Below are 22,643 nucleotides of genomic sequence, written 5' to 3' on the forward strand. Positions count from 1 at the left end.
ATCGGCCTTCCCTGTGGCTACGCTATGTGCGTGAGCACACCGATGAGAAAGCCACTGGACCGGCACGAGCTCTGGTCGCTGTTGTCGGAGAAGTCCGGCTTCTGGACCGAGCTCGATGTGGTGCAAGTCACCGGTTCGACGAACGCGGACCTGGCCGAGGCCGCCAAGCACGGCGCTCCCCAGGGGAAGGTCCTCATCGCCGAGGAGCAGTCGCACGGCCGCGGCCGCCTCGACCGCCAGTGGGTGAGCCCGCCCCGCGCCGGACTCACCATGTCGTTCCTCCTGCGGCCCACCGTGCCGCGCGAGCAGTGGGGCACGCTGAGCCTCCTCACCGCCGTCGCCCTCGAGGAGTCGCTCAAGGCCGTGTGCGGCGTCAGTGCGAAGCTCAAGTGGCCCAACGACGTCCTCATCGACGGCCGGAAGGTCTGCGGCATCCTCGCCCAGGTCGAGGGGAACGCGGTGATCGTCGGCGCCGGGCTGAACGTCTCGCTCACCGAGGAGGAGCTGCCGGTCCCCGAGGCCACCTCGCTGCAGATCGCCGGGGCCTCGACACTGGACCGCACCGAGATCGCCGCCGGTTTCCTCGCCCACGTCGCGGCCGTCTACGAGACCTGGAACGAGCGCGGACCGGGCTCCGTGATCGAGCGGTGGCGCCGCAATTCGGCGACTCTGGGACGCCACGTCGCGGTATCGTTCCCCAACGGCCGCAACCTCACCGGCCGCGCCGCGGGCATCGACGAGAACGGCTGCCTGCGGATCGCCGCCCCTGACGGCACCGTGGAGACCGTCGCCGCCGGCGACATCGTCCACCTGCGGCCCCAGGGCTAGCGCCCCGACATCCCGCGCGGCGCGGCGCCGTGAAGCACAGCAGCGAAGGAGCAGCGCATTGGCCGACCAGGCGCACGGCGACGAACCCTTCGAGGCCCGGCAGCCTCCGGGGCCGACCGGCCTCGACCCCGAGGCCGAAGGGCTCTACCGGCTCCTGCTGTCCAAGTCGGACGGTTCCGTCTCGCAGCTCGCGGCCGACTCGGGACTCCCGCCCGGCCGCACCAGGGACGTCCTCATGCGCCTGGTGGACGACGGCTTCGCCACGATGGTCGCCGACTCCAGCTTCCGCGCCGTCGGACCCGACACCGTCCTCGGCGGGCGCATCGCCTCTCAGCTCGGCGACGTCCTCGGCGAGTACGAGGCCCTGCGCGAACTCCTCGAGATCCACCGCGCCGGCCCCGGCCCGGGCGGCCGCGAGCAGGGCAGCTGGGAGGTCGTCTCCGGCCCCGTCGCGATCCGCTCGCGCCTGCGGCAGCTCAAGGCCAGCGCCGAGAAGCGGCTGCGCACGTTCGTGCGCCCGCCCATGGTCCTGCCCGTCCCCGAAACCGCACTGCACGAGGGCCTGCAGGCCCGCGGGGTCTGCCACCGCATCCTCTTCGACCGCAGCGTGCTCGACATCGACCCGTACTCGGACTACCTGCGCCACGCGCTCGCCTCGGGCGACGAGGTGCGGTTCGCGAAGCGGCTGCCGCTCAAGCTCCTCATCGTGGACGACAAGACCGCGCTCATGGAGGAGGGCGGCGGACGCCCGAAGGCGATCGTCACCAGCAACCGCTCCATCGTGGAGCTCGCGGGCGCGCTGTTCGACCAGTTGTGGTCGGCGGGCATCCCCGCGACGACCGCGTCCAGCAGCGCCCAGCGGATCGACGAGGACGACGCGGTCCTGCTGGGGCTCTTGATCGCCGGGCTCACGGACCAGTCGATCGCGTCGAAGCTCGGCATCGGCCTGCGGACCGTGCAGCGCCGCGTGCGCGAGCTCATGGATCTGGCCGACGTGGACACCCGCATCCAGCTGGGCTGGCACGCCGCGAAGAACGGTTGGGTGCCATAGCAAAAGCGAGCGGCCGACGGGTTCAGGGATTTCGCCCGAATCGGGGGACGAACCGCGATGCCTGGGTGTTGTACTGTGCTTTTGGTATTTGTACCCATGGCACGACTTGCGAACCGCGGACTGGCAGCCTCGGTGAAGCCTGCGGGCCGTGAATGCGTCCTGCCCCCGCCCGTTCTCACTCCTGGAGGTCCGCAGTGGGATATCCCGACGATCAACTCGCCCGCGGTGAAGTGGTCAAGCTGCACACCCGCCCGCACTGGAAGGAAGGTGTCGGCCCCGTCCTGTGGTTCGTCGTCTTCCTCGCCATCGGCGCCATCGCGATCACGTTCACCGCGCGGATCGACGAGAGCTGGTCCCTGTGGCTGATCCTCGCCGAAGTCGTGCTCTTCCTGGCCCTGCTCATCTGGCTCTCGGTGCTGCCGTGGATCCGCTGGCGCTCCACCCACTACGTGATCACCGACCAGCGCATCATGTGGCGCGAAGGCCTCGTGACCCGCGAGAGCCGCCACATCCCGCTGGCGCGCGTGAACACCGTGTCGTACACCCAGAACGTCTGGGAGCGGATCTTCGGGTTCGGCGACATGAACATCGACTCGGCCTCTGACGACGGCGAGATCAACCTGATCGACGTCCCGAAGGTCGACAAGACCAAGGCGCTGCTGTACCAGCTGGCCGAGGACGACCGCTCGCGTCGTGCCGGCGCGGCCGACGGCACCTGACCGCCCGAGGCGTGACGAGAGGCCCGTGCCGTTGCGGCGCGGGCCTTCTGCGTCGACCGGGGCTGCGTCAGCCGACCGAGGACCGGGCCAGTTCGGGGTCGTGCCGGAAGACCCAGGTGCGGTAGGCGAAGAATCGGAAGACCGAGCCGAGGCCGACGCCGACGATGTTGCCTGCGATGTTCACCGCGAGGTCGTTGTCGAAGTACTGCGGCCAGACCGCGGCGAGACCGGAGTTGGCCCAGAGGCAGGCGAGGGCGATGAGCAGGCCGATGCCGTTGAAGAAGAAGTAGAGGGCGTACTGGCGGTGGGCGGCGGCGCTGCCGCGGCGCTCGCGCCAGGTCCAGTGGCGGTTCCCGAAGAACGCGACGGTCATCGCGATGACGGCGGAGATGATCTTGGCGTACCACTCGGACCAGTCGAGGCCGAGAAACATCAGGTTGAACAGCCCGATGTCGACCACGTAGGCCACACCGCCGACCCCGGCGAAGCGGATCAGCTCGGCCGCGTGGCGTTTCAGCAGGTCAATGGCGCGCACGAACAGACCCGTGAGGCCGCGGCGGGCCGGGGGCGACGGAGTCTCAATGGAGGTCGACATCAAGCCACAGCCTACCCGGAGCAGCGCGGGAGCGATACCGCCGAGATGCGCGGCCGGGCCTACTTCGTGGTGTCGTCGCCGACCGGGGCCGCCACCGCCACCACGCCCACGGTGAACGGGTCGTCGCCGCGTTCGAAGCGGATCACCGCGTCCTCGCCCGTGGCCACCCGGTACACGTTCACGTCGACGCCGAAGGCGTACCAGTCCGGGTTCTCCACGGCCCCGTGCGCGCGGCAGGTCGCCGGCTCGCCGAGCCCCTGCCCGCCCGCGCTCAGGCTGTCCCCGCGGCGGTACCCCGAGCCGCCCCAGAGCGTCGCCGCGACCTGGACCTCGCCGCCGTCCTCGACCTCGATCTCGGTGTCAGCCGCGCGCGGACCGTCGTAGACCGCGACCTCCGTGGCCGGCGCCCCCGGCTCCGCGTACACCACCGTGAGCGACCAGCCCGCCCAGCGCCGCTCGGCGCACTCGGCGCCGAGGTCGATCGGCCAGTGGTCGCATTCGCTGGTCGGCAGCTGGTGGTTGTCGGTCGCGACCCAGTACGCGCCGCCGTCCGACACGAGGTCGGTGACCTCGACGAACGCCTGCTTCCCGGGGCTCGTGTCCCGCATCGCCTCGGCGCTGAGCGCGGTCCAGGACCCGCCCGGCCCCGCGAGCGAGACCGCCGTCGGCAGGCCGTCCTCGACACCGGCCCAGTACAGGCCCGCCCATTGGATCTCGGCCCCCTCCGGCACCTCGAGCACCGCCCCCGAGACGGCCTCGCCTTCGCGCCCCGCGGGCGCGGTCGCGGCCTTGTACGCCTTCATCGGCCACTGCTCGCCGCCGCCGATGCGCACCACTTCCCTGCAGCCGGGGACGGAGCAGGTCAGCCAGGTGTTCCCGGCCGCGGTGACGCCCGTGGCGTCCACGCTCGCGTACCCGACCTCGCTGCCGGCGGGCGCGATCGGCACCTGCAGCGACGTGGTGCCGCTGATGCCCGGGCCCTCCACCGCGACCTCGAACGTCTGGTAGCCGCTCACTTCCTCCCCGATGAGGATGCGCACGTTGGCCTCCGCCGGGTCGGGCATCGCCGGGATCGTGCAGCGGACGACCGCGCCGTCCTCGTCGCACGTCCAGCCGGGATCGGCGGTCTCCGAAGCGAGCGTGATGCCCGCGGGCATCGTGATGTCGAGCGTGACGCGATCAGCGGCGGCCTGCCCGTGCCGTTCGACCGGGGCCGCTTCGCCGGTACCACTGCGTTCGAGCAGCGCCGCCTGACCGTCACCGCTGGGCGGGGACGGGGCCGCTTCGCCGTCGTTTCGCCCGACGGGGGCCGCGTAGCCGCCGCCGCGTCGTTCTGCAGCTTCTGTATCCGCTTGCGCCCCAGACGATTCGGCCGGTCGTTCATTCGCATCGGCGTCGCCCGCACCGTCTTCGCTCTCGGCCCGCTCGGTCACCGGCGCGTAGCCGCCGCCGGTGCCGCCGGGCGGTGCGAGGCGGATCGGGAGGATCGCCTCGCCGCCGGCCACGAGGCCGCTCGAGCCCAGGCCGTGCTCGATCGCGTACGCGGCCGGCTCGGCGGGCGCCTCGGACTCGTCCTCGGGTTCGGGCTGCGGATCGGCCGGGTCCTCCGGGTCGGGCTCGGGCACGTCGTCGGGCGGCGGGGGCCCGGGCGCCGTGGGCTCGGCCTCCGGGTCGTCCGCTTGGACCACCGGCTCCTCGGGGGCGGCCTGCGGCGGCTGCTCCTCCTCGCCGCTGAGCGCGACGATCGCGACGACGGCGACCACCGCCGCGGCGGTGCTGGTGGCGACGGTGCCCTTGGTGCCGAGCTGCTGCACGATCCGGCGGATCCAGTTCGCGACGGCCTTGAACGGCGTGAACAGGTACGCGAGCACGCCGCCGAACGCGATCCCCGCGGCCGAGACCGCGCCCGCCGCCAGGTACGGCGAGGCCGCGCCGCCCAGGAAGATCACGGCGATGACGCCGCGCAGGCCCGAGTTCAACTCGGTGAGTTCGGCGAACAGCAGGTTGCAGGTGACGCACGAGTCGAGGTGGTCGTCCACTTTGGTGGCGTCGCGCTCGCCGAGCTTGCCGCGCACGCGCGCGCCGATCCGGTCGACGGTCCAGCGGCACTCCTCGCGCGGGGAGTCGGCCGCGTGCTCGCTCAGGTAGTTCTGGCGCAGCTTCTCGCGCGCGCGGTAGGCGAGCGCGGAGACCCCGTTCGGGGTCATGCCGAGCATGGTGGCGATCTTGGCCGGGGAGTCCTCCTCGACCTCGGTGTGCCACAGCACCATCCGCCAGCGCTCGGGGAGCTTCCCGAAGGCGAGCGCGGCGTAGCGGCGCTCCTGGCCCTCGACGGCGGGGTCGACGTAGATCTCGCCGGAGTCGTGCGCGGTGAGGTCGTCGGTGAACTCGACCTTCTTGTCGCGGCGCACCCGGTCGTAGAAGGTGTTGCGGAGGGTCTGGAGCATGTAGGGCCGGAAGGCGAGGTCGGGGCCGCCGCCTTCGCGGAAGGTGTGGAGGAGTTTGGCGAAGGCCTCGGAGACGAGGTCGTCGGCGCCGGCGGGGTCGCGGGAGAGGACGCGGGCGAGGCGGCGCGCGGAGTGGACGTGGCGTTCGTAGAGCACGGCGTAGGCCGTGGTGTCGCCGCCGCGGGTGGCGGCGATGAGTTCGGGATCGGAGCGGGTCTCGGGGTTGTCGCCGGGGTCCGGGTCCAGGTGGCGGGGATCGCCGGCGGGGACGGTCTCGGGCATCGTTCGCCGGTGCTCCTTCCAGGTTGCGCCGAGCTCGTACGATCGGGGGGCTCGGGTGTCTGCTCGCGGGCGGGGACTTCACTGCCGAGTGGGAGGTGTACTCGCCGTCCCCCTTTGCGAGCCTTCCTTGACTTAACGATCGAGTACGTCTCGAGTTGCGCCCGTTCAGCCGTTCGGGCAGGCTTCCGGCGAACTGGACATTGCAGTGAGTTTAGGGCAAAAACCCGTCATAACCATGGATTGTGATGTGATTGTGACCAGGTGTGATCGTATTGGGACTTCCCGTCCTGGTTCCAGGCAACTGTCGGAATTACGTCAGGCCATTGCGTACAGTTTGCTAACGCATTCCCGGCCGACTTCGACGCAAGGGAGGTGAACGATGCCCGCGTCCGTCCTACTCGCACTCCTCGCCGCCACCGCCCTGCTGGCCCTCACCCCGGCCCTGGTGCGCCGCTACGACCCTGATGAGCGCATGATCGCCGACCGGGCCTCGTCCGACGCCCGCGTCCTCGACCGCGAAGGCCACCGCCCCACCCGGCCCGCCTCCCACGACACCGCCGAGCTCGAACTCCAGCACGCCGGGAGCCCGTCCGGGCAGGACGACTCCCTCGACGAACTCCTCGACGGCCAAGACCTTCCGGCGCAATCGAACTCACGCGGGTGGGAGCGGCGCGGCACGCGCCGCGGCGACTCGGTACGGTTGAAGGCCGACGAGTCGTACACCGGCGAGGACCCCGAGATGCACGAGCAGGCCAGGCTCCGGCGGATGCGCGCCGAATGGTGGCGGCGGCGCCACCGCCGCATTCTCTACGTGCTCATCGCACTGACCGTGCTCGAACTCGCCGGCGTCGCCATCGCCGGCCCCGGCTTCTGGGTCGGCGCGGGCCTCTCCACGGTCGCCCTCGGCGGCTACGTCTACTTCCTGCGCGAGCGCGCCAAGCGCCGGCGCCGGGCGGGCCGCCGGCCCAAGGCCATGATCACGGCCGAGCCCGAGCACGACGAGGTCGGCCCGCCCACCTACGTGCCCGAGCAGCCCGACGGGGACGAGGACGACGACGAGGAGCTCGGCCCCCGCGAGTCGTTCCTGTTCGAGAACGGCTCGCTCGACGAGGAGGCCCCGCCGCCGCCGCGCCCCGACCCGCGCCGTCCCGACGGCCCCGCGGGCGTGCGCGGGCGCTCCTACGAGGCGCCGGCGAAGCTCGAGCGCTGACGCCGCGCCGCTCATGAAGCAGCGCACACCGGGCCTGCCGCTAAACTTGCCCGGTTATGCCTGATGAGGAATCGCAGCACCGCCACATCCTGACGTTCAACTTCCGTCAAGGACGCAACAAGCCCCGCCACGACGAGGCCTTCGCGCGCCTGTGGCCGCGCTATGGCCTGGACTGGGAGCCGGACGAGGGCCGCATCGACTTCGCGAAGCTGTTCGGCCGCACCGCGCCCGTGATCCTCGAGATCGGCTCGGGCAACGGCGAGGCCGCCGCCGCGATGGGCGACGCCGACCGGGACCGCGACCTCCTCGCCGTCGAGGTCTACCCGCAGGGCATCGCCGACCTCATGGACCGCGCCGAAGCGCGCGGCCTCACGAACCTGCGGATCTACCAGGGCGACGCCCTGCCGCTGCTGTGGAAGGGCATCGCGCCCGGGTCGCTCGACGAGATCCGGGTGTACTTCCCCGACCCGTGGCCGAAGAAGCGCCACCACAAGCGCCGCATCATCCAGGCCGAGCACGTGAAGACGATGGCAGGGCTCCTGCGCCCCGGCGGGGTCCTCCACTGCGCGACGGACATCGCGGACTACGCGGAGCAGATGCTCGAGGTCCTCACGGCGGACGAGGCCTTCGCGAACACCGCCGAGGGCTACGCCCCGCGCCCCGATCACCGCCCGGTCACGAAGTTCGAGCGCCGCGGTGTGAAGGCCGACCGCGAGATCTTCGACCTGATCTTCACCAAGCGCTGAGAGGGGTACCTCGTCTGCGTGACCGCGGTCCGCCATGACCTCACGGTGCTCCGCGTCGGCGAGGACTTCCGCGCCGCGGCATCGGTGATGCCAGTGCTGCGCGAACGGGATGCTCGCTTGCTCGGCTGAGCCTCAGGCCGTGAGGCGCTGGTGCCAGGCCGCTGCTGAGGCATCGGTGAGGGAGGCGACCTGGTCGATGGCGACGCGGAGTCGTGCGGTGTCGTCCGAGGCCCGGTTCCAGAGTTCGGCGAACATCGGTTCCATGGCGTCCGCGCCGCGGTCGCAGAGCAGGGCGACGAGGTCCTGGAGGATCTCGCGCTGGCGGGTGTACCAGGTCTCGTCGCTGCGGGGCTGCATCACGTAGCACCAGGCGATGCCTTTGAGCAGGGCGCATTGGACGCGTTCGCGTTCGGGGACGACGAGGTCGGCGTCGTAGCGGCGGAACCGGCCGTCGCCGAACCGCTCCCTGGTGGCCTTGGCGGCGGCGTTCACGAAGCGGCCCACCATGGTCGAGGTGAAGTTCTTGACCGCGACCATGGCGCCGAACGAGCCGTCGTAGTCGTGGATGCCGGCCAGGACGGGGTCCGCCAGCAGGTCGCGGAGCGCTTCGCCGAGGGCCGCGGGCGACTCGTCGGAGTAGCGGCCCGCGACGGCGTCGCAGACCCGGGCCTGCTCGTCGGTGTCGCGCATGAGCTTCGCGAGGTTGATGTAGCCGCCGTGGAGGCCGTCCTCGACGTCGTGCACGGAGTAGGCGACGTCGTCGGACCAGTCCATGACCTGGGCCTCAAGGCATTTGACGCCTTCGGGGGCGCCGTCGCGGAGCCATTCGAAGACGTGCCGGTCGTCCTCGTAGACGCCGAACTTCCGCACGCCCTCGCGGGCGGTCCACGGGTACTTGCAGGTCGCGTCGAGCGAAGCGCGCGTGAGGTTCAGGCCCACGGAGCGGCCCTCGCCGTCGAGCACCTTCGCCTCCAGGCGGGCGAGGACGCGGAGGGTCTGGGCGTTGCCCTCGAAGCCGCCGCAGGGACCGGCGACCTCGTGGAGGGCGTCTTCGCCGTTGTGCCCGAAGGGCGGGTGGCCGAGGTCGTGGGCGAGCCCGGCGACGTCGACGACGTCGGAGTCGCAGCCGAGGTCCTGGCCCATCTCGCGGGAGATCTGGGCGACTTCGAGGGAGTGGGTGAGGCGGGTGCGCAGGAAGTCGTCGGTGCCGGCCGTGTGGACCTGGGTCTTGTCGGCGAGGCGCCGGAACCCGGCCGAGTGGAGGATGCGGGCGCGGTCGCGCTGGAACGGGGTGCGGACCGAGTCGGGCTCTGCGACCAGCCGCTCCTCGGCGGGCCGGCGCGCCTGGTGGGTACGGAGAACGGGATCGGTCACGCCATCGAGCGTAGCGCGGCCGATCCCGTTCGACAGTCGTTAATCCTTCAGGTAGAGGCGCATGACGCCGGTGCCGTCGCCGTCCTCGGCGCCGTGGGCCCACGCGAAGGCCGAGAGCGGTTCGAGGCCGGCGAAGTCGTCGGGGTACTCCTCGGCGGCGCGGCCGAGGTCGACCCAGGCGACGACGGAGCACTTGCCGGGGGTGTTCGCGGCGAAGTCGCTGAAGCGGTCGTCTTCGGCGAGCGTGCCTTCGGCGGTGGCCGGACCGGCGTAGCTCAGTTCCGAGCCGTCCACTTCGATGCCTTCGGGGAGGGGCTCGCCCTCGCTCCAGGTCGTGATGAGTTCCTGGAGTTCCTGGGCGCGCTCCTCGGCGAGGTGGGCGGCGAAGTGGAGCGAGTCGGGGTCGATGTCGTCGTCGTTGCTGAAGTTCCCGCCGCCGCTGAGGGTGGCGCCGGCCAGGAGGCCGGTGAGGTCGTTCACGGTGGATTCGACCTCGCCGAAGTCGGGGCCGTAGGACTCCTCGACGTAGGGGTCGTCCTCGGTGCCGGCGGCCCAGAAGCGGGACTCGAGCTCGGCGTAGCGCGCCTCGTCCTCGGGGGCGAGCGTGTCGGCCCAGAACTGGGCGTCGAGCTCCAGGTACTCGGCGTACTCCTCGGCGGTGAGCGGGGCTTCGACCGGTTCCGACGCGGCGGCGTCGACGCCGTAGAAGTCCTCGAAGAAGCCGAGCCAGGTCTTGGTGACCTCGTCGATGTTCTCGGGGACGTAGGCGGAGACGGCGATGTCGGAGGCGGGCAGGTCGCCCGTGGACTCGACGAGCCCGTCGGTGCCGGTCCACAGGTGGTCGGCGTCGCCGAACATCCGGTAGGTGAGCTGGAAGCCCTGGTCGAAGGCGGAGAAGCCGTAGATGAGGTGCCCGGAGTAGAGGTCCTTGACGGCCTCGCTCTCGGTGCCGTAGGTCATCTCGGCGAGGTCGCCGACGGCCTCCATGTCGACCCAGTGGACGAGGAGCTGGTCCTCGTCGAGCCAGGCGCGGGCCTCGCTGTACTGGTCGGACTCGGCGAGCGGCTGGTCGGAGGCCTCGGTCTCGGCGGCGGCGAGCGCGTCGGCGGCGCCGGTCTCGCCGATGACGACGAGGACGTGGTCGTCCTCGACGGTGTAGGCGAACTGCTCCTCGGTGGTGCCGGCGGCGGTGCGGATCTGGGCCATGCCGTCTTCGGCGGCCTCGGCGTCGGTGCTGGCGAGGCTCAGGACGGCGAAGGTCTGGTCGTCGTGCTCCCAGGTGGCGAGGCCGTGGCGGCGCCCGAGCCAGGAGTTGATGTCCTCGTCGGCGTCGACGCCTTCGATGCCGGACTCGTCGATGAAGCCGTCGATGAGCTCGTTCGTGTCGTCGTACTCCTCGAGGTCCTCGAACTTCTGGAGGTGCTCGAGGAGCTTCGGGGTCTGGTCGAAGGAGGGGTCGAGGTTGAGCTCGACGTACATGGTCGCGGTGGCGGGGAAGCTCTCGGCCGGGTCGGGGCCCTGGTTCAGGACGAACTTGAAGAGGACGACCGCGCCGACGGCGGCGAGGAGCACGACGGAGAGGATCGCGGCGACGGCGACCTTGGGGCCGCGCCCGCGCGGGTTCCCGCCCTGCACCGGGACCGGTGCGTACGCGCCGGGCGGGACGTAGGCCCCGGGCGGCTGCTGCGGCACGCCCTGCTCCACATAGGGCTGGGGCTGCTGCGGCTGGTAGGCCCCGGGCGGGGGCTGGTACGCGCCCGGCGGCGGCCCGTAAGCGCCCGGAGGCGGCTGGTTGGGGTCGCCGGGGTACGGCTGGGGGCTGGCATCGCTCGACATCCTTCGACGCTACGGCCCTTGTGCAACAACCGAATCCCGGGAACGTGCCAAATGCGGCTCGGTGGGCGGTCAGAACTCGTAGACCTGGCCGGGGCGCACGACCTCGACCGGTCCGGTGTAGGCGGCGCGGGCCTCGGCGAGGGTCTGGTCCTTGGAGTTCCAGGGCTCGACGAGGTGGGTGAGGAGCAGGCGGGCGGCCCCGGACTTCGTGGCGTACTCCCCCGCTTCCTTCCCGGTGAGGTGCACGTCCTTCGGGTTCTCGCGGCCCTCCAGGTAGGAGGCTTCGGCGAGGAGCACGTCGCAATGGGTGGCGAGCGCTTCGAGCGCCTGGCACGGACCGGAGTCGGAGGTGTACGCCAGGGAGGACCCGGCGTGCTCGACGCGGAGGCCGTAGGTCTCCACGGGGTGCGCGACGCGGTCGACGGTGACGGTGAGCGGGCCGAGGTCGAACGTGCCGGACTGGAGCTCGCGGAAGTCGTAGACGTCGCGCATGTTCGGGCTGCACAGCTCGCCCTGGCCGCCGTAGGCGGCGACGATGCGGTCGGCGACGCCGGTGGGGCCGTAGAGCGGCAGCGGGTGCTTCGGCGCGTCGGAGGCGTAGCGGCGCATGACGGCGTACGCGCAGGCGTCGAAGAAGTGGTCGGCGTGCAGGTGGGTGACGATGACCGCGTCGATCAGGTGCGGGTCGAGGTGCTTCTGCAGCTCACCGAGGGATCCGGTGCCGAAGTCGATGAGCAGTCGGTAGCCGCCCGCTTCGACCAGGTAGGCCGAGCAGGGGGTGTCGGGTGCCGGGAACGAGCCGGCGCAGCCGATAACCGTCAGTTTCATGGCAGATCACACCTTGTCCAGTACGGCCGCCGCCGCGTTCGGGAACAGGTTCCCCAGGAACCGCCGCGCGGTCCTGGTGAAGGCCTCCGGGTCGCCGGTCGCGAGGAACCGGTGCTCGGGGGTGTCGGTGCGGGCGGCCAGGAGGTCGTGGTCGGTGAGCACGCGGTAGAGTTCGCGCGCGCTCTCGCTCGCGGAGTTCACCAGTGTCACGTCCTCTCCCATCACCAGTCCTATGAGTCCCGACAGCAGCGGATAGTGGGTGCAGCCCAACACGACAGTGTCGACGTCCGACTGCTGTAGCGGCTCAAGGTACCCCTGGGCGAGGCCCAGGAGCTGTCGGCCGGTTGTCACACCGCGTTCCACGAAATCCACGAACGCCGGGCAGGCCACTGCGGTCGCCTTGACGTCCGGGACGGCGTTGAACGCGTCCAGGTACGCACCCGAGGAGATCGTCGAAACCGTCCCGATGACCCCGACCCGGCCGGTGCGCGTCGTGGCGACGGCGCGGCGGACGGCGGGCCGGATGACCTCGACGACGGGAATGTCGTAGCGGTCTCGGATGTCGGCCAGGCTCGCGGCCGAAGCGGAGTTGCAGGCGATCACGAGCGCCTTGACCTCCTGTTCGACCAGGTGGTCGCAGACGTCGAGTGAAAGCTTGCGGACCTCGGCGATGGGCCTGGGACCGTACGGGACGTGGGCGGTGTCGCCGACGTAGACCAGTTGCTCGGCGGGCAGCAGTTCGCTGATCGATCGGGCGACGGTCAGGCCTCCGACACCGGAGTCGAAGATCCCGATGGGCGCGTCGTTCATGGGCTACGAGCGTACGTCCAAACGGGCCTGAAGCGCCCCTGCTCGTCACGGGAATGTCGCCAAAATGACAGGGTGGCGATCGCCACAAGATCGGTGTTCGAACGAGCGGCGGGGCCCGGCGTGCTAGGCGCGCAGCATCACGAACGCGGCGAAGAGGGTGATCGTGGCGGCGGCCATGAACATCCACGGCACGCCTTTGAAGCGCAGTGTCGCGAAGGCCATCATCGTCAGGAGCATGCCGATCACGCCGCAGGTGATGAACGCGGGCGTGAACCAGGCGGGGCTTTCACCGAAGACGCGGAAGAGGCCCACGACCGCGGTCGCGACCCCGGCGAGCACGAGCACGAGCGCCCAGCTGGCGACGCCGGCGAGCCGGCGCAGGCGCACCGCGGGCTTCTCGGGGCGCAGCGGCGCGGGGTCCTTCGCAGCCGTGATGCCGCCCTGGATGCTGCCGAGCGCGGATTTCTCCACTTTCGGCACCGGGCTGCTCCCCCAGGCGTTCTCCGCGGCCGCGCCTTCGGGGGCCGTGCCCTGCTTTGGCGGACCGCTCGGCTTGCGGAGCGAGACGGAACGCAGCTTGAGCTTGCCGGCGGGACTCATACGGCCCAGGCTAGCAAAGCCACTGAGGACGACTCAGGATCGCACCGCAGCGGTGCGGCGCAGACCTCGCGGAACGAAAGGCCGGGCAAGCGGGCCGGGCCCGCGCGATGTCGTACCCCCGCGGGACCCTTGTACTCGGGGCGTTCGCGCCCGACACACCCGACCCCGGGGTCCGGACCAGCGCAAACGAAAGCCGGGCCGCGCATCCGCGCGGGCCCGGCCCTCCAGCACTCTGCCTCGCTAGGCCCAGACTTGACCGTCGAGGGCGTTCGCCGCGTCGTCCATCCCGTCCGAGTACGCGCCGGTCGAGAGGTACTTCCAACCGCCGTCGGCGACGAGCAGCGCGATGTCCGCGGCCCGGCCCGCCTTCGCGGCCTCGCGCGCCAGCGCGAGCCCCGCGTGCAGCACCGCGCCCGTGGAGAGCCCCACGAACAGGCCCTCCTCGCTCAGGATCTCGCGAGTGCGGCGCAGCGCGTCCTCGGTGCCCACCGAGAGCCGCCGGTCGAGCACCTTCTCGTCGTACAGCTCGGGCACGAACCCCTCGTCGAGGTTCCGCAGCCCGTACACGAGCTCGCCGTACCGCGGCTCGGCCGCCACGATCTGCACGCCCGGCGCCTGCTCGCGCAGGTACCGGCCCACGCCCATGAGCGTGGCCGTGGTGCCGAGCCCGGCCACGAAGTGCGTGATCTCGGGCAGGTCGCGCAGCAGTTCGGGCCCGGTGCCCTCGTAGTGCGCGGCGGCGTTCGCCGGGTTCGCGTACTGGTTGAGCATCACCAGGTCAGGACGTTCGGCGGCCATGAGACGGGCTTTCGCGACGGCCGCGTTCGAGCCGCCCGCAGCCGGCGAGAACACGATCTCCGCGCCGAACGCGGTCAGCAGCTGCCGCCGCTCCAGCGAGGTGTTCTCGGGCATGACGGCGATCAGCTTGTAGCCCTTGCGCCGCGCCAGCATCGCCACGGCGATGCCGGTGTTCCCCGAGGTCGGTTCGAGGATCGTCGCACCGGGTTGCAAGAGCCCGTCGTCTTCGGCCGCCTCGATCATCTTGGCGGCCACCCGGTCCTTGACCGAGCCGGTCGGGTTCGCGCCCTCGAGCTTCACCCACAGCCGGATGTCCGGCGAGGGCGAGAGCCGCGGGAGTCCGACGAGCGGCGTGTCGCCGACCGTCGCGGTGATGTCCGTGAAGCGTGCCACGGCCATTCCTTTCCCGAACTACATGCCGCCCGCGACGGCGGGGAGGATGGTGACCTGGTCGCCGTCGGCGAGCGGGGCGTCGAGGCCGCCGATGAACCGCACGTCCTCGTCGTTGATGTAGACGTTCACGAAGCGGTGCAGGGTGCCCTCGTCGGTCACGATGCGGCCCTTGAGGCCGGCGTGCTGGGAGTCGAGGCTGTCGAACAGCTTCGCCAGGGTGTCGCCTTCGCCGGAGACGAGCTTCTGGCCGCCGGTGTGGGTGCGGAGGATGGTGGGAACGCGGACTTCAACGGACATGATGGATTTTCCTTCGATTCTCTGAACAGCCCGGCAGGGGCCGTCGATGTGTCTGACGCGCAGCGGGTACTGCATGACGAACGCCGGTCGAGCCCGGCGGGAACTCAGGAACAGTCGTAGACCGTCGAGTCGGGGGTGTGGGCGAACTTGTAGCTCTGCACCGCCTCGGGCGCACCGGTGACCTCGATGGGCTCCTCGGTGATCACCTCGTCGGCGATGCGGAACGAGCGGACCTCGGCGATGTCCGGGTCCTTCGTCGTCACCAGCACGTAGTGCGCGCCCGGCAGGCCCAGCTGCGAGGCGATCCCCGCGTCTGAGCGCGAAGGGTAGGCCTCGGTGTGGGTGTGGGAGTGGTAGGCCACGACGACTTCCTCGTCGTTGTCCCACATCTGGTCGTAGACCTGCTTCCACTCTTCCGAGTCGAACTCGTAGAAGGTGGCGGAGCGGGCAGCGTTGATCATCGGGATGTGCCTCTTCGGCGCTCCCGTGCCCTCGGGGCCCGCGATGAGACCGCACGCCTCGTCGGGGTGGTCAGCCCGGGCGTGCGCGACCATCGCCTCGACCAGTTCATGCGCGATCCGCAACACGCAAGCAAGCGTACACGCGGCGCGACGGGGCCAGAAGCCCTCGCTCAGAGCGTGAGACAAGGCCCTCCACCTGCAATGGGAGGGAATAAACGGACGGGTGTGAACACCGCTCGCTCACGGGGCCCGCGCGTTCCACAGGTGCATTACGCTCACCACTATGTCCGTCACGCTGCCGCGCACGCCCCTGTACACCGACCACTACGAGTACACGATGCTCGAAGCGGCCCTCCGCGACGGCACCGCCGAGACGCCGTGCGTCTTCGAGGTCTTCGGCCGCCGCCTGCCCACCGGCCGCCGCTACGGCGTCGTCGCCGGCATCGGCCGCCTCTCCGAGGCCATCGAGCGCTTCCGCTTCGAGGACAGCGACCTCGAGGACCTCACTTCGCGCGGGGTCGTCAAGCAGTCCACGGCCGAGTGGCTCGCCGACTACCGCTTCAAGGGCGACATCGACATCTACGCCGAGGGCGAGCTGTACTTCCCCGGCTCCCCCATCGTCACCCTCACCGGGACGTTCGCCGAGTGCGTGCTCCTGGAGACGCTGACCCTCTCGATCCTCAACCACGACAGCGCGATCGCCAGCGCCGCCGCCCGCATGGTCACGGCCGCGCGCGGCCGGCCGATCCTGGAGATGGGTTCGCGGCGCACGCATGAGGCGGCGGCGATCGCGGCGTCGCGCGCGGCGTACCTGGCCGGGTTCGTGGCGACGTCGAACCTGGAGGCCGGGCGGCGGTACGACGTGCCGACCTCGGGTACCAGCGCGCACGCGTTCACGCTGCTGCACAAGTCCGAGGTCGAGGCGTTCCAGGCGCAGATCGACGCGTTCGGCACTGACACGACGCTGCTGGTGGACACGTACGACATCACGCAGGGCATCCGCAACGCGATCGCGGTGGCGGGGCCGCGCCTGCGCGCGATCCGCATCGACTCGGGCGACCTCGATGTGATGGCCACCGGCGCAAGGGAGCTCCTGGACGAACTGGGAGCGCATGACACGAAGATCGTGGTCTCCGGTGACTTGGACGAGTTCTCGATCGCGGCGCTGGCGGCGGCCCCTGTGGACATCTACGGGGCGGGCACGGCGGTCGTGGTCGGGTCGGGCGCGCCCACGGCACAGCTGGTCTACAAACTGGTCGAAGTGGAGGGTCGCCCGGTTGCGAAGCGCTCGGAGCACAAGGGCACCAATGGAGGTCGCAAAGTCGCGGTGCGCCGGCACAAGCCGACGGGCACGGCGACGGAGGAAGTGATCGTCTCCCAGGGAGTGCCGGAGTCGATGCCGGGCGACAAGCTGCTGCAGACGCCGCTGTTCCGCCAAGGCGAACTCGTGCAGCAGTCGTCGCTTGAGGAGTCGCGCGAACTGCTGCGCCAGCGGCTCATCTCGATCCCTTGGGAGGGGCTGAAACTCTCCCCCGGCGATCCGGCGATTCCGGTGGTCCAGCTGCATGGGGGCGAATAGCGGCGGCGCTTTCGGGATACGATCGACGCGCCCCTGTCCGCGTTCCCACCCCCTGTGCCTTCGTAGTACCTGCGATCCTCCCCGAAAGGAACCGCCCCAATGGTGTTCAGCAAGCTCAAGGCCATTCTCGGTAGTGGCATCCAAGTCGACACGCTCCTGCACGAGAAGCACGTCGTCCCCGGCGGCGTGATCAAGGGCGAGGTGCGGATCTCCGGTGCCGAGGTGGACGCCGCGGTGGAGAGCGTCGAGATCGAGTTCACCGCTCTGGTCGAGGACGACAGCAAGGGCGAGGACGCGGCCGGCGTCGTGCACGACTACTTCCGGGCGGAGATCTCGGGCAAGTTCGACCTCGCGAAAGGCACTGCCCACCCGATCGCGTTCGAGGTGCAGGTGCCTTGGGAGACGCCGTTCAACAATGTCGCCGAGCGCCCGCTCGTGGGCGGCATGAAGCTGGGCGTGTCGACGCACCTGTCGCTGGACCAGGCCCTGGACAAGGGCGACCTGGACTGGCTGACGGTGGAGGCGCTGCCGGTGCACCGGGCGGTCTGGGAGGCGCTGGAGGCCTTGGGCTTCGCGTTCCAGGAGACGGACCTCGAGCTGGGCACGATCCAGGGCGCGACGGTGCCGTTCTACCAGGAGGTCGAGTTCTGGGCGACCGAGGGCGAGTTCCACGGCCGGGTGCGCGAGCTGGAGGTCGTGTTCGTGGCCGGCGAGGCGAACACCGATGTGGTGTTCGCTGCGGACAACTCGGCGGAGCTGCTGGCTCCGGACCTGAACTCGACGATCCGGTTCTCGCTGCCGACGGCCGAGCCGGGCGATGTGACGGAGACCGTGAAGGCGCAGCTGACGCAGCTGCTGGCCCAGAAGGGCGCATAAGCGCAGCTAGAAGAGCCAAGGGGCGGTCCCGCGAGCAATCGCGGGGCCGCCTTCTCGCGTGCCGGCGGAAAACTTAGGGAGCGGACTTGCGCATGTTCTACGTATACGTATAGTATCTACGTATACGAAGGACAGCCCCTGGAAGGAGGTTAAGATGCCGTCATGCCCAACAAGACGATCTACGTCGCCGACAAGGACCTGCCGCTCTACACCCGAGCGCAGGAACTCGCGGGAGGCAACCTCTCCAAGGCGATCTCGACGGCGCTCAAGCGCTACGTCGACGCCGAGGAGGGCCGCCTCGAGGGCTACGAGGAGATCACCGTCCCCGTCGGCCCGGGCACCGGCCGCAAGCGCCAGCGCCAGCGGTTCACCGGCGTCAAGCTCGGCGAGTGGGTCCGCTCGGACAGCAACAAGGCCGAGATCTACCGGGTCTACCGCTCGCGCTCGGGCAAGTTCGTGATCCACACCGAGAAGACGCCCGACTTCGTGCACGAGACGAGCGAGACGGGCTGGCGCAAGCTCCTCGGCTTCGGCGAGCAGAGCTTCGCCATGAACTACGGGGACGCCACCCTCGAAGTGGTCGAGACCCTCGAGGACCTCAAGGCGAAGATCCCGGCCGAGCTGTACCAGATGGTCGCCGCGACGGCCGAGGCCCCGCCGGTGCAGGACCTCGACATCTGAGCCGCCTCGACCGCTAGAGCGCCTCGCGCCCAAGCAAGTCGAGTTGACCGGACGTCCCGAACGCGCCGACCCGCTCCAGCGAGCCGAGCCCACTGACATCCGCGGCCCCGGGCGCATCCCGGTGGCCGCCCGCACCCGCAGACCGCTGACCGACCCGGGGCGGAGCCCTGTCCACCGACAGTCCACATTGCACGGTCGTCGTGCCTGAACATCGAGGTGAAACCGTGTTCGACCTTGGAATGGTGCTCACGCTCTTCCCGCCGCCGCGCCCCCTGTCGCCGGACCTGTCGCCATGTCAGGTCGATGTCAGCGCCGTGTCAGCAGCCCCGGCCAAAGTACTCACATGCCCGGCGAGGGAAACCGAACCGGCCGATCCTCCCAACGACGCAGACCACGAAGACCCCCGAAAGCAGGAATCATGACCACCAAGCCGATCGCGATCGAAGCCCGCAACCTCACCAAGTCCTACGGCGAGAAGTCCGTCCTCGGCGGCGTCGACATCTCCGTCCCCGAAGGCACCATCTTCTCCCTGCTCGGCCCCAACGGCGCCGGCAAGACGACGACGGTCAACATCCTCACGACCCTGATCCCCGCCAGCGGCGGCGACGCGTTCATCCACGGCAACCACGTCGTGGGCGACGCCGACGCGGTGCGCGGCAGCATCGGCGTCACCGGCCAGTTCGCGGCCGTCGACGGCCTGCTCACCGGCCGCGAGAACCTCCACCTCATGGGGCGCCTGCACCACCTGGGCAAGGCGGAGACCAAGCGCCGCACCGAGGACCTGCTGGAGCGGTTCGACCTCGTCGAGGCGGCGAAGCGCGCCCCGGCCACCTACTCGGGCGGCATGAAGCGCCGCCTCGACATCGCGATGTGCCTCATGGGCGACCCGAAGGTGATCTTCCTGGACGAGCCGACCACCGGCCTCGACCCGGCCGGGCGCCGCGTCGTCTGGTCGATCATCCGCGATCTCGTCAAGGGCGGCACCACGATCTTCCTGACCACGCAATACCTGGAGGAGGCCGACGAGCTGGCCGACAGGATCGCGGTCCTCGACGGCGGCAAGATCGTCGCCGAGGGCACGCCCGAGGAGCTCAAGCGGCTCGTCCCCGGCGGCCACGTCAAGCTCCGCCTCCACCGCGGCGAGCAGGTCGCGAAGGCCGTGCAGATCCTCTCCGCCACCGTCTCGGACACCGACTCGCTCGGCGTCCAGGTCGCCTCTGACGGCTCGGTCGACTCGCTGCGCAAGATCCTCGACACGATCGACCGCGAGGGCATCGAGGTCGACGAGCTCACGGTGCACACGCCGGACCTCGACGACGTCTTCCTGACCCTCACCGGCCACACCACGAACCTCGAAGCCGCGGCCTCCGCGTAACCCGCCCCCCTGAACCTTTCCGCTACGCCCACAAGGAGAACTCCGATGAGCACCCTCGCCTACACCGTTTCCGACACCTCCACGATGCTGCGCCGCCAGCTCAAGCACATGCTCCGCTACCCGTCCCTGACGATCATGCTCGTCGGCATGCCGGTGGTCTTCCTCCTCCTGTTCGTCTACGTCTTCGGCGGGACGATCGGCGACGGACTCGGCGGCCCGACCGGCGGCCGCGAGGCGTACCTGACCTACCTGACGCCGGGCATGCTGCTGATGGCGATCGTCGCCGCCGTGCAGGGCACCGCGATCAGCGTCGCGATGGACATGACCGAAGGCATCATCGACCGCTTCCGCACCATGTCGATCGCCCGGGTCTCCGTCCTCACCGGACATGTCATCGGCTCGATGATCCAGTCCTTCCTGTGCATGGCCGTGACGCTGGGCGTCGCCATCGCGATCGGCTTCCGCCCCGAGGCGGACGCCCTCGGCTACCTCGGGCTCGCCGGAGTCCTGGCCCTGATCTCCTTCGGCCTCACCTGGCTCACGGTGGGTCTGGGCATGGCCGCCAAGAGCGTCGAAGAAGCCTCGAACTCGCCGATGCCGCTGATGCTCCTGCCCTTCCTCGGGTCGGCCTTCGTGCCCACCGACTCGATGCCCACCGTGGTCCAGTACTTCGCCGAGTACCAGCCCTTCACCCCGTTCATCGAGGTCGTCCGCAGCCTCCTGTTCGCCAACGCGGTGGACGGCAAGGACCTGGTCCTGACGATCGCCTGGTCGCTGGCGTTCGCTCTGCTGGGCTACGTGATCGCGAAGAAGAAGTTCAACAAGCGCTAAGCGCCGCAAGCCGACTCCAACACCCGAGCCCGGCCCCGCACCTCGCGGGGCCGGGCTGTCGCCATGCCCGTGCACCCCGGCGATGAGGCGCGCCCGCAATGCCGCGTGACGGCCGACACGGAGTCCCCCCGTCGCGATGAATCCGCGCCGGGACCCTCGTCTTCACGGGTGTAGCAACCGCACTTGGAGGACCCGCATGACCGCGCCGCAGCCCAATGGCCCGCACTCGTACTTCCCCTCGATCGAGAAGAAGTACGGCCGCCCGATCGCCGACTGGCTCGCCGACATCGCCGCGAGCGATCTCGACGGCCACAAGCCGCTCGTCGAATGGCTCAAGACCGAGCACGGCATGGGGCACGGCCACGCGAACGCCCTCGTGACCTACCAGCGCAACCCGGGCAAGTGGCCGGTCTACACCGGCGGGTGAGGACGCCTCCGGCCTAGGACGACGGCCGGTCGAACAGGTCGAGTTCGGCCGGTGCCGGGGCCTCGAACAGGCGCAGCCACTCCCGGAGCATCGCGGCGGTCAGCACCGGCGCACCCGGTTCCCGGTTCCGGACGGCGATGCGCCGCTCCAGTTCGGTCATCGGCACCGCGAGGTAGCGCAGTTCGACGCGCGCGCCCAGTTCACGGGCCCGAAGCCGCTTCTCGTCCCGCTCCGAACGCCCCCAGAAGCCGTTCTCCAGGATCACGCTGGTCCCGACGGCCAGCAGCCTCTGAGCTTGGTTCCATTGGCGCTGTTCAAGATCCGCGCGCGCCGCCTCATCGAACAGGTCGGCGCCCTCCGCCGCAAGCTGCTCATCGGGGCACAGGCGCACCGCGGGCAGCTCGCGTTCCAAGCGCCTGGCCAGCGTGGTCTTCCCGGCCCCGGGCAGGCCGCACATGAGCACCAGACTCGGACTTCGGTCGCTCACGATCACCGCTCTCCTCGCATCCTCCGGCGATCATCGCAGGGTTCAGGGAGGTGGTGTCGCCTGGTGCGGGAGTGGTGTAGACCTTGGGCATGGTTCTTCCTGCTGAAGTGGTCGCGCCCGTGATGGTCGAAGTGGGCCGGGGGCATCGTCTGGCGGTGCGCCGCCGCGGGGACGGCGGTGTGCCGCTGCTGCTCGTCCACGGGTTCCCGTGCACCAGCAGGATCTGGTCGCACAATCTGATCCCCTTGGCCGAAGCGGGATTCGACGTGGTCGCGGCGGACCTGCGCGGCTACGGCGACTCCGACTTCGCGCCCGACGAGTACTACGACTTCAACGCGTTCAACACCGACCTGACCGGGCTGCTCGACGCCCTCGGGTGGGACAAGGCCGTCGTCGCCGGGCACGACCTCGGCGCGATGATCGCCATCGACATGGCGACCCGCCACCCCGACCGGGTCGAACGCCTGGTCATCCTGGACGACTCCATGCCCGAACTCGACGAGGCGTTCGCCGCCGCAGGCATCCCGGCCGGACGTCCCAAGCCCGCCGTCTACGACTACCAACGCCGCCAAGGGCTCCACGCCGAGGAACTGGTCGCCGAACTGGACACGCCCGAGCGCCGCCGCCGGTACATCGGCGAGTTCTTCGGCCACCGGATGTGGTGCCCGCCCGACGCGTTCGACGCCGATGACCTGGCCTTCCTGACCGAGCCCTACGGCGACGCGGCCAGGCTGCGCGCGTCCTTCGCCGACTACGAGGTCGTCATGGGCGCCAGGAAGCTCTCCGCTCCCGAGATGACCGACCGCCCCGTCCCGCACCGGACCCTGGTCCTCGTCGGCGCCGACCAGGTGACCCTCGGCGAGCACATCGAGGAGCAGTGCGCCATCGCCTTCCCCGCCGCGGTCGGGCCCTTCTGGGTCAAGGGCGCCGGACACTTCATGCCATGGGAACGGCCCGAGATCGTCAACCGCGCGATCGCTTCCTTCTGCGGTGACCTCCTCTCCGCCTGAGGCGAGGACGAACCGCTCGATTGCGCTACCGCGATGCCGGTCCCGCCGGTGTCCCGCCGGTCTACCGCCTCGCAAACCCTCCTCAATCGCTACAGGATGGAG

At 70.2% G+C, this 22,643-nt stretch carries 22 protein-coding genes and 1 pseudogene; 12 read left to right on the forward strand and 11 right to left on the reverse strand.

All coding sequences use genetic code 11. The features are described 5' to 3' along the window. Positions 1–30 precede the first annotated feature (30 nt). From QWI33_RS10995 to QWI33_RS11005, 3 genes are all read left to right on the forward strand, one after another. Complete coding sequence (locus QWI33_RS10995; protein ID WP_289955536.1) at positions 31–828, forward strand: biotin--[acetyl-CoA-carboxylase] ligase; 798 nt, start codon at positions 31–33, stop codon at positions 826–828. Positions 829–886: 58 nt separating this feature from the next. Beyond that, complete coding sequence (locus QWI33_RS11000; protein WP_289955538.1) at positions 887–1,879, forward strand: hypothetical protein; 993 nt, start codon at positions 887–889, stop codon at positions 1,877–1,879. Between the two features lie 194 nt (positions 1,880–2,073). Beyond that, positions 2,074–2,598 carry a PH domain-containing protein gene (locus QWI33_RS11005; RefSeq protein ID WP_289955540.1) on the forward strand — a complete coding sequence of 175 codons (525 nt, stop codon included), beginning with the start codon at positions 2,074–2,076 and terminating at the stop codon, positions 2,596–2,598. A 67-nt stretch (positions 2,599–2,665) separates the two neighbouring features. Here QWI33_RS11005 and QWI33_RS11010 read toward each other — a convergent pair whose 3' ends face one another. Then, positions 2,666–3,193 carry a GtrA family protein gene (locus tag QWI33_RS11010; protein WP_289955542.1) on the reverse strand — a complete coding sequence of 176 codons (528 nt, stop codon included), beginning with the start codon at positions 3,191–3,193 and terminating at the stop codon, positions 2,666–2,668. A gap of 59 nt (positions 3,194–3,252) precedes the next feature. Next, entirely contained in the window at positions 3,253–5,922 is a 2,670-nt protein-coding gene (locus QWI33_RS11015) for a sigma-70 family RNA polymerase sigma factor (protein WP_289955543.1), read from the reverse strand. A 379-nt stretch (positions 5,923–6,301) separates the two neighbouring features. Here QWI33_RS11015 and QWI33_RS11020 point away from each other — a divergent pair, with 379 nt between their 5' ends. Beyond that, positions 6,302–7,132: a hypothetical protein gene (locus QWI33_RS11020; RefSeq protein ID WP_289955545.1), complete on the forward strand. Its 831-nt coding sequence runs from the start codon at positions 6,302–6,304 to the stop codon at positions 7,130–7,132. Positions 7,133–7,188: 56 nt separating this feature from the next. After that, positions 7,189–7,878 carry a tRNA (guanosine(46)-N7)-methyltransferase TrmB gene (trmB, locus tag QWI33_RS11025; RefSeq protein ID WP_289955548.1) on the forward strand — a complete coding sequence of 230 codons (690 nt, stop codon included), beginning with the start codon at positions 7,189–7,191 and terminating at the stop codon, positions 7,876–7,878. Between the two features lie 132 nt (positions 7,879–8,010). Here the strand turns inward: trmB and QWI33_RS11030 are convergent, their stop codons facing one another. The 8 genes from QWI33_RS11030 to QWI33_RS11065 form a co-directional block, all read right to left on the reverse strand. Continuing rightward, on the reverse strand, positions 8,011–9,252 hold the full coding sequence (locus QWI33_RS11030) for a deoxyguanosinetriphosphate triphosphohydrolase (RefSeq protein ID WP_289955549.1): 1,242 nt from the start codon (positions 9,250–9,252) through the stop codon (positions 8,011–8,013). A gap of 39 nt (positions 9,253–9,291) precedes the next feature. After that, positions 9,292–11,088 (reverse strand): hypothetical protein, encoded by a 1,797-nt coding sequence (locus QWI33_RS11035; protein ID WP_289955551.1) that lies wholly within the window; start codon positions 11,086–11,088, stop codon positions 9,292–9,294. A 69-nt stretch (positions 11,089–11,157) separates the two neighbouring features. Further along, positions 11,158–11,916, reverse strand: a complete 759-nt coding sequence (locus tag QWI33_RS11040) for an MBL fold metallo-hydrolase (RefSeq protein WP_289955552.1) — start codon at positions 11,914–11,916, stop codon at positions 11,158–11,160. 6 nt (positions 11,917–11,922) lie between these two features. After that, positions 11,923–12,726 carry a glutamate racemase gene (gene murI / locus QWI33_RS11045; RefSeq protein WP_270121045.1) on the reverse strand — a complete coding sequence of 268 codons (804 nt, stop codon included), beginning with the start codon at positions 12,724–12,726 and terminating at the stop codon, positions 11,923–11,925. 123 nt (positions 12,727–12,849) lie between these two features. Then, positions 12,850–13,326 (reverse strand): hypothetical protein, encoded by a 477-nt coding sequence (locus tag QWI33_RS11050; RefSeq protein ID WP_289955556.1) that lies wholly within the window; start codon positions 13,324–13,326, stop codon positions 12,850–12,852. A 240-nt stretch (positions 13,327–13,566) separates the two neighbouring features. Continuing rightward, entirely contained in the window at positions 13,567–14,517 is a 951-nt protein-coding gene (locus QWI33_RS11055; RefSeq protein ID WP_289955558.1) for a PLP-dependent cysteine synthase family protein, read from the reverse strand. An 18-nt stretch (positions 14,518–14,535) separates the two neighbouring features. Further along, complete coding sequence (locus tag QWI33_RS11060; protein WP_289955559.1) at positions 14,536–14,814, reverse strand: MoaD/ThiS family protein; 279 nt, start codon at positions 14,812–14,814, stop codon at positions 14,536–14,538. Positions 14,815–14,918: 104 nt separating this feature from the next. Next, positions 14,919–15,401 carry a M67 family metallopeptidase gene (locus QWI33_RS11065; protein WP_270115170.1) on the reverse strand — a complete coding sequence of 161 codons (483 nt, stop codon included), beginning with the start codon at positions 15,399–15,401 and terminating at the stop codon, positions 14,919–14,921. 157 nt (positions 15,402–15,558) lie between these two features. Here QWI33_RS11065 and QWI33_RS11070 point away from each other — a divergent pair, with 157 nt between their 5' ends. The 6 genes from QWI33_RS11070 to QWI33_RS11095 all read left to right on the forward strand — a co-directional run bounded on the left by QWI33_RS11070 (position 15,559) and on the right by QWI33_RS11095 (position 21,044). After that, positions 15,559–16,854, forward strand: coding sequence for a nicotinate phosphoribosyltransferase (locus tag QWI33_RS11070; protein ID WP_289955563.1), 1,296 nt, complete (start codon positions 15,559–15,561; stop codon positions 16,852–16,854). Between the two features lie 99 nt (positions 16,855–16,953). Beyond that, positions 16,954–17,730, forward strand: a complete 777-nt coding sequence (locus QWI33_RS11075) for a sporulation protein (protein ID WP_289955565.1) — start codon at positions 16,954–16,956, stop codon at positions 17,728–17,730. Positions 17,731–17,892: 162 nt separating this feature from the next. Next, complete coding sequence (locus tag QWI33_RS11080; protein ID WP_289955567.1) at positions 17,893–18,411, forward strand: EXLDI protein; 519 nt, start codon at positions 17,893–17,895, stop codon at positions 18,409–18,411. Positions 18,412–18,829: 418 nt separating this feature from the next. Continuing rightward, a complete protein-coding gene (locus tag QWI33_RS11085; RefSeq protein ID WP_289955569.1) occupies positions 18,830–19,786 on the forward strand; it encodes an ATP-binding cassette domain-containing protein in 957 nt (318 codons plus the stop codon). 45 nt (positions 19,787–19,831) lie between these two features. Continuing rightward, positions 19,832–20,617, forward strand: coding sequence for an ABC transporter permease (locus QWI33_RS11090; protein ID WP_289955572.1), 786 nt, complete (start codon positions 19,832–19,834; stop codon positions 20,615–20,617). Between the two features lie 196 nt (positions 20,618–20,813). Next, a complete protein-coding gene (locus tag QWI33_RS11095; RefSeq protein ID WP_289955574.1) occupies positions 20,814–21,044 on the forward strand; it encodes a DUF4287 domain-containing protein in 231 nt (76 codons plus the stop codon). Between the two features lie 13 nt (positions 21,045–21,057). On the opposite strand, the pseudogene QWI33_RS11100 reads toward QWI33_RS11095, so the two are convergent. Continuing rightward, a pseudogene (locus QWI33_RS11100) lies at positions 21,058–21,543 on the reverse strand (P-loop nucleotide/nucleoside kinase family protein); the annotation flags it as partial. Between the two features lie 77 nt (positions 21,544–21,620). Between QWI33_RS11100 and QWI33_RS11105 the strand changes: the two are divergent. Continuing rightward, positions 21,621–22,541 (forward strand): alpha/beta fold hydrolase, encoded by a 921-nt coding sequence (locus tag QWI33_RS11105; RefSeq protein ID WP_289955577.1) that lies wholly within the window; start codon positions 21,621–21,623, stop codon positions 22,539–22,541. Positions 22,542–22,643: the final 102 nt, after the last annotated feature.

Source organism: Glycomyces tritici (assembly GCF_030403505.1).